The organism is Phocaeicola sp. RTP21359st1_B8_RTP21360_211022, assembly GCF_040911965.1.
GTDB lineage: Bacteria > Bacteroidota > Bacteroidia > Bacteroidales > Bacteroidaceae > Phocaeicola > Phocaeicola vulgatus.
Genome location: NZ_JBDFXP010000053.1, coordinates 23,063 through 29,386 on the forward strand (window position 1 = coordinate 23,063; position 6,324 = coordinate 29,386).

Below are 6,324 nucleotides of genomic sequence, written 5' to 3' on the forward strand. Positions count from 1 at the left end.
AACTTTGTAGAGTGGGATGTATTCGGGCGGATTCAATCCGCCCCTACAGTAGAAATTATTTATTGTTGAATAAATGATCGCTTAATGACTGCAATGCTTTCTTCTTGTCTTCTTCACGAATCAGGAAAGAAATATTGTAGTTGCTACCGCCGAATGAAATCATACGTACCGGTATGTCGCGCATGGCGTCCAACGCTTTGGCTTCAAAGCCTACGTTTTCCCATTCCAGGTCACCGACTACACAGATGATACACATATCCTGATCTACGGTTACTGTACCATATTTCTTCAAGTCGTCCAGAATTTCATTCAGATGTTTGGTGTTATCAATGGATACGGAAACACCGACCTCTGAAGTACAGATCATGTCGATAGAGGTCTGATAGCTTTCGAAGATTTCGAATACTTTGCGCAAGAAGCCGTGGGCCAGTAACATACGGCTTGATTTGATCTTGATGGCAGTGATGTTGTCTTTGGCTGCAACTGCCTTGATTTTGCCTTTTTCCGTATCATTGGAAATCAAAGTCCCCGGGGCTGTAGGTTCCATTGTATTAAGCAGACGGACGGGAATATTGGCATATTTGGCAGGCTGTACGCAAGTAGGGTGCAGAATCTTCGCACCAAAGTAGGCCAACTCGGCAGCTTCTTCGAAGTGCAGGTGACGTACAGGAGAAGTCTTGTCTACGATGCGCGGGTCATTATCGTGCATACCGTCAATATCTGTCCATATCTGGATTTCGGAGGCGTTTACAGCGGCACCGATCAGTGATGCGGTATAGTCGCTTCCGCCACGTTGCAGATTATCTATCTCGCCATAGGCGTTACGGCAGATAAAACCTTGTGTGATATAAATTTCAGCATCCGGATGTATTTCCAGCTGTGCGGCCAGTTTTTCTTTGATATATACAGGATCGGGCTCCGAGTTCTTGTCCGTGCGCATGAATTCCAATGCCGGAAGTAAGATGGCGTTGACCCCTTGTTCCTGCAAATAGTTGGTAACCATGTTGGTGGAGATCAATTCGCCTTGTGCCAGGATTACTTTTTCTTCGAACAGTGTGAAAATATCTTTTGTATACGAACGAATATAATCGAACTGTGCTTTTATAAATTCCTGTGTTTTCTGCTTATACTCGTCAGTAGAATAAAGTTCATTAACATGCTGTTTATATTTAGCCTCCAGTCTGTTAATGATTTCATTCGCACCTTCGGGATTTTTCTTATACAGATAATCCGAAATTTCAACCAACGTGTTTGTTGTTCCAGACATGGCTGAAAGTACAACAATCTTCTGTTCACCGTCGGTAATTAATTTGGCTACTTCTTTCATTCTTTGTGCAGAACCTACCGAAGTACCTCCAAACTTTAAAACTTTCATTTTTCGTTTCGTATTTTAATTGTTCCTATATTGATAATTAGCGTGCAAATATACAAATAAGACTGCAAAAATCAGCATTTTAGCGATGATATTTATCATTCATCTACTTATTCTGCCGTTTCTTGGGGTGTAACTGTCGTTTTTTCTCCTTTTTCGGTCTCATTTTGACTTCTTTCCATCCGGCTGTATTCGTGAGTTACTTCTTTGATATGATGATTCTCAAAGCGGTAGACAACTCCCGGATATTCCGACAGGAGATGCAGATTATGGGTGGTCATCATGATGGCGGAGCCTGTAGCACAAATGGATTTCAGAAGTTCTACAATTTTGCGCCCTGTTTCGGTGTCCAGGTTACCCGTCGGCTCGTCGGCCAGAATAATGTCCGGCCGGTTCAGGATGGCACGGGCGATAACAATGCGTTGTTGCTCGCCACCCGATAGCTCGTTGGGCATTTTGTATCCTTTGCCGGTCATTCCCACTTGGTCCAGTACTTCTTCAATGCGTGCTTTGATGGTTGCTTTGTTTGTCCATCCGGTGGCGCGCAATACAAAACTGAGGTTTGCGTGTACGGTGCGGTCTGTCAGTAACTGAAAATCTTGAAAGACAATGCCTAAACGGCGACGCAGTTCGGGAATATGCTTCCGCTTGATGTTAGTCATGTTGTAGCCTAACACCTCAGCTTCTCCTGACTGTATATCCAGCTCACCGTAAATTGTTTTCAGTAATGAGGTTTTTCCGGAACCGACTTTTCCAATGAGGTAAACAAATTCACCCTTGTTCAGTTCCAGGTTTACATCTTCCAATACGCCTAACTCTTGTTGGTTGATATATACGTTTTTATATCGAATGAGAGCTTCGTCCATCATTTTAATGTTTTTTCCACGTAGCGCTATGACGTTCTTTCAATTCACGGGCAAGGTCTTCGATGCGATAGCCTTTTGAGGTGAGCAGTACAATCATGTGGTATATCAGATCGGCTCCTTCGTAGATGAGGCGTTCGTCGGTTCCGTTACAAGCTTCGATAACCGTTTCCACGGCTTCCTCGCCTACTTTCTGTGCCATTTTGTTGATACCGGATTCGAACAGGCTGGTGGTGTAAGAGCCTGCAGGCATTTCCTCGTGACGTTTGTCAATGAAATCTTGTAATTCCTTCAGGAACATGATGTCTTCTTTGTTTTCTTCTCCCCAGCAAGTATCTGTTCCGGTGTGACATACAGGACCTGCCGGATTTACTTTGATCAGCAGGGTATCCTTGTCACAGTCTTCTTTTATAGAAACAACATTCAGGAAATTCCCGCTTTCTTCACCTTTTGTCCACAGACGGTTCTTGGTACGGCTGAAGAAGGTTACTTTACCGGTTTCCACTGTCTTTCGGTATGCTTCTTCATTCATAAACCCTAACATCAGTACTTTGCTGGTGCTGTTGTCTTGTATGATGGCGGGGATCAACCCGTTCATTTTTTCGAAATTCAAATCCATTTTTCTATATTTTATTGTTATATTATCGGTGTTGTATAGAACTTGTTTAAAATTTCATCAGCATCGTCATTCAGAGTGGAATGAGGATCTGAAGGTCGTTTGCCAGTCTTTCATCCTGTTTGGGATGGTAGTGGAAACAGATTTAGATGCAATTAAAAACAGAGTTATAACCTCACATTAATTCCTTGCTCGCAAAGATACTGTTTTAATTCGGGAATTTTAATTTCTCCGAAATGAAAAACGCTGGCTGCTAATGCAGCATCTGCTTTCCCTTTTGCAAATGTATCGCGGAAATGTTCCATGCATCCGGCGCCTCCAGATGCGATGACGGGAATTGTCAGTAAATCCGCCAGGGTGGAGAGGGCTTCGTTGGCATATCCGTTTTTCACTCCGTCATGGTTCATGCTCGTGAAAAGAATTTCTCCTGCCCCGCGGTTGTTCACCTCTTTAGCCCAGTCAAACAGGTACTTGTCGGTTTCAATCCGGCCGCCGTTCAGATAGCATTTCCACCCGGTTTCAGTCTGCTTGGCGTCAATGGCTACCACACAGACCTGTGAACCGAAATGTTTGGCAATCTTGTCTACCAAATCCGGATTGCGGATGGCTGATGAATTGATAGAAACTTTGTCAGCTCCTGCATTCAATAGCCGGTCTACGTCGCTCAGTTCGTTTATACCTCCTCCTACAGTAAAGGGGATATTGATATTGGCCGCTACCCGTTTTACCAAATCGGTAAAGGTTTTGCGCCCTTCATGGCTGGCAGTGATATCGAGAAAGACCAGTTCGTCAGCTCCCTGTTCACTGTAGGTACGCCCCAGTTCTACCGGATCACCTGCTTGACGTAAGTTTACGAAATTGGTTCCTTTTACGGTCTGCCCGTCTTTGATGTCCAGGCAAGGTATGATTCTTTTTGCTAACATGATTTGCTCTTACATGAAACGGTTTAAGTCTTTCAATGTAATTTTTCCCTCGTATAATGCCTTGCCGAAAACAACAGCCGGAACTTTGGCTATTTCCAGGTCGATAATGTCCTGTATACAGCTTACTCCTCCGCTGGCTATCAGATGCATATTCGGGAACTCCTTCAGGATTTGCTGGTATAGTTCCACGGAAGGCCCTTGCAACATTCCGTCACGGCTGATGTCGGTACATAACACCTTGAAAACCCCTTCTTTAGTATAATCTTTCAAAAAAGGGATCAACTGCTGCTGACTTTCTTCTTTCCAGCCATTGACAGAAATTTTATTCTCCTTTACATCAGCTCCCAGAATGATTTTCTCGTTTCCGTATTGTTCCAGCCATTTTTTGAAAAGCCCGGGATTTTTCACGGCTACGCTGCCCAGGGTTACCATTTGTGCGCCATTGTCGAAAGCGATGACTAGGTCCTCGTCTGTTTTTATCCCTCCTCCAAAATCAATGACCAGAGAAGTGCGGCTGGCGATTTGGTCCAGTACACGGTAATTCACAACATGGCGTGAAACTGCTCCATCCAGATCGACAATGTGCAGACGATGAATCCCATGGGCTTCAAATTCTTTGGCAACCTCAACCGGGTTTTCGTTATATACTTTCTGTGTGTTATAATCTCCTTGAGAAAGACGGACGCATTTGCCATCAATAATGTCGATGGCAGGAATTAACTCTATCATATCTATTTCTTCTTATGCATTGTTATATATAATGTAATGGTTCACAATTCTAAAAAGTTCCTCAGGATTCGTTCGCCCACGGCTCCGCTCTTTTCCGGATGGAACTGTGTCGCATAGAAATTATCTTTGTGCAAGGCCGAACTGTAGGGGAGGATATAATCTGTTTGTGCTGCCGTAAACTCGTTCAGAGGCACATAGAAGCTATGTACGAAGTATACAAATTCTTCTTTGGTGAATCCTTTGAACAGGTCGCTGCGTACATGAGTCAGGGTGTTCCATCCCATATGGGGTACTTTGTCTTCATGCCGGGTGGGGCTGAACAACTTTACATCAGTATCAAAGATGCCCAAGCAGTCGGCATTTCCTTCTTCGGAGTGCCGGCACATCAGCTGCATTCCCAGGCAGATACCTAGTACAGGTTGTTTTAAGTTTTTAATAACTTCATCCAACCGGTTTTTCCGGAGATGGCTCATGGTTGTTTCGGCTTCGCCCACACCGGGGAAGATAACTTTGTCGGCACTCATCAATACTTCCTTATCGGAAGTGATGGTTGCTTCTACTCCAAGGCGCTTCAGTGCATAGTCTACGGAGTAGATGTTTCCTGCATTATATTTTACGACAGCAATTTTCATCAGCTAAAGATAACTGTTTTATTTTTATAAGCCAATACTTTTCGTTCAATATGTTTCTGAACAGCACGAGAAAGGACTATTTTTTCCAAATCTTTACCTTTACTTACTAAATCCTGCACAGTGTCCTTGTGTGTGATGCGTACTACATCTTGCTCAATGATAGGACCGGCATCCAGTTCGGAGGTAACATAATGGCTGGTCGCACCAATGATTTTTACTCCTCGTTCAAACGCTGCATGATAAGGTTTTGCACCAACGAACGCAGGGAGGAAAGAGTGGTGTATGTTGATGATGCGGTTGGGATATGCTTCAATCATTTGTTCGGAAATCACTTGCATATAGCGTGCCAGTACAATGAAATTGATGTTATGTTTTTCCAACAGCTCCATTTCTGCTTTTTCCTGTTCCTTTTTGTTCTCTTTAGTAATAGGGAAGAGATAGAACGGTATACCGAAACGTTCTGCCACATGCTGAAGGTCGGGATGGTTACTTATAATCAGCGGAATTTCCACATTCCATTCTCCGGCCGTGTAGCGTGCCAGCATATCGAACAGGCAATGGGACAGTTTGGAAACAAATATGGCCATTTTGGGTTTTACATCCGAGAAATAAAGACGGAATTTCATTTCATATTTTTGGGCATACAAGGTTTCAAAATAATCTTCTATTTTATTTTTAGGAATAAAGAAATCCTTTATTTCCCATTCTATACGCATGAAAAATATATTTTCTACATGGTCCACATATTGGTCTAAGTAGACAATATTACCTTTGTTAATTGTAATAAAGTTTGTGACTTCTGCCAAAATGCCTGGTTGGTCTGGGCAGTGCAACAATAATTTTGCAGTTGTATTCATCTTTTTCCCTAATTTTCGATTTTAATCTATTGAGTGCACAAAAATAGCGAATTATTGCCAATAAGCTAAATTTTATAACAAGAAGTTTGTTGAAAAGATTAAAATAATAACAATATCGTAATTTTTAGGGTGGGGAGGTGAAGGGAGTTGGAAAATATTTTTTTTATGGTTTTTGCCAAAACGCTTGCAGATTTAAAAATAATGCGTACCTTTGCACCCGCAATCGAGAGAGAAAGCGTCGGAAGAGAGACTATCAAAATTATTGGTGCGTTAGTTCAGTTGGTTAGAATACATGCCTGTCACGCATGGGGTCACGGGTTCGAGTCCCGTAC

The 6,324-nt window shown here is 42.9% G+C and carries 7 protein-coding genes; all 7 read right to left on the minus strand.

Annotation, left to right across the window (positions count from 1 at the left end):
* Positions 1–55: 55 nt before the first annotated feature.
* Positions 56–1,375 carry an aspartate kinase gene (locus tag AB5062_RS19690; RefSeq protein WP_005841213.1) on the minus strand — a complete coding sequence of 440 codons (1,320 nt, stop codon included), beginning with the start codon at positions 1,373–1,375 and terminating at the stop codon, positions 56–58.
* 107 nt (positions 1,376–1,482) lie between these two features.
* Complete coding sequence (locus AB5062_RS19695) at positions 1,483–2,241, minus strand: cell division ATP-binding protein FtsE (RefSeq protein ID WP_005841212.1); 759 nt, start codon at positions 2,239–2,241, stop codon at positions 1,483–1,485.
* 1 nt (position 2,242) lies between these two features.
* Positions 2,243–2,854, minus strand: coding sequence for a bifunctional phosphoribosyl-AMP cyclohydrolase/phosphoribosyl-ATP diphosphatase HisIE (gene hisIE / locus AB5062_RS19700; protein WP_005841211.1), 612 nt, complete (start codon positions 2,852–2,854; stop codon positions 2,243–2,245).
* A 164-nt stretch (positions 2,855–3,018) separates the two neighbouring features.
* Positions 3,019–3,774: an imidazole glycerol phosphate synthase subunit HisF gene (hisF, locus tag AB5062_RS19705; protein ID WP_005841210.1), complete on the minus strand. Its 756-nt coding sequence runs from the start codon at positions 3,772–3,774 to the stop codon at positions 3,019–3,021.
* A 9-nt stretch (positions 3,775–3,783) separates the two neighbouring features.
* Positions 3,784–4,503: a 1-(5-phosphoribosyl)-5-[(5-phosphoribosylamino)methylideneamino]imidazole-4-carboxamide isomerase gene (hisA, locus tag AB5062_RS19710; protein ID WP_005841209.1), complete on the minus strand. Its 720-nt coding sequence runs from the start codon at positions 4,501–4,503 to the stop codon at positions 3,784–3,786.
* 41 nt (positions 4,504–4,544) lie between these two features.
* Positions 4,545–5,135: an imidazole glycerol phosphate synthase subunit HisH gene (gene hisH / locus AB5062_RS19715; protein ID WP_005841208.1), complete on the minus strand. Its 591-nt coding sequence runs from the start codon at positions 5,133–5,135 to the stop codon at positions 4,545–4,547.
* A complete protein-coding gene (gene purU, locus AB5062_RS19720) occupies positions 5,135–5,992 on the minus strand; it encodes a formyltetrahydrofolate deformylase (protein ID WP_016270608.1) in 858 nt (285 codons plus the stop codon). Before purU ends, hisH begins: the two co-directional genes overlap by 1 nt.
* Positions 5,993–6,324: the final 332 nt, after the last annotated feature.

Coding starts and splice junctions, on each gene's coding strand:
- AB5062_RS19690 (WP_005841213.1), bottom strand. CDS start 1,375: ATGAAAGTTTTAAAGTTTGGAGGTACTTCGGTAGGTTCTGCACAAAGA.
- AB5062_RS19695 (WP_005841212.1), bottom strand. CDS start 2,241: ATGATGGACGAAGCTCTCATTCGATATAAAAACGTATATATCAACCAA.
- hisIE (WP_005841211.1), bottom strand. CDS start 2,854: ATGGATTTGAATTTCGAAAAAATGAACGGGTTGATCCCCGCCATCATA.
- hisF (WP_005841210.1), bottom strand. CDS start 3,774: ATGTTAGCAAAAAGAATCATACCTTGCCTGGACATCAAAGACGGGCAG.
- hisA (WP_005841209.1), bottom strand. CDS start 4,503: ATGATAGAGTTAATTCCTGCCATCGACATTATTGATGGCAAATGCGTC.
- hisH (WP_005841208.1), bottom strand. CDS start 5,135: ATGAAAATTGCTGTCGTAAAATATAATGCAGGAAACATCTACTCCGTA.
- purU (WP_016270608.1), bottom strand. CDS start 5,992: ATGAATACAACTGCAAAATTATTGTTGCACTGCCCAGACCAACCAGGC.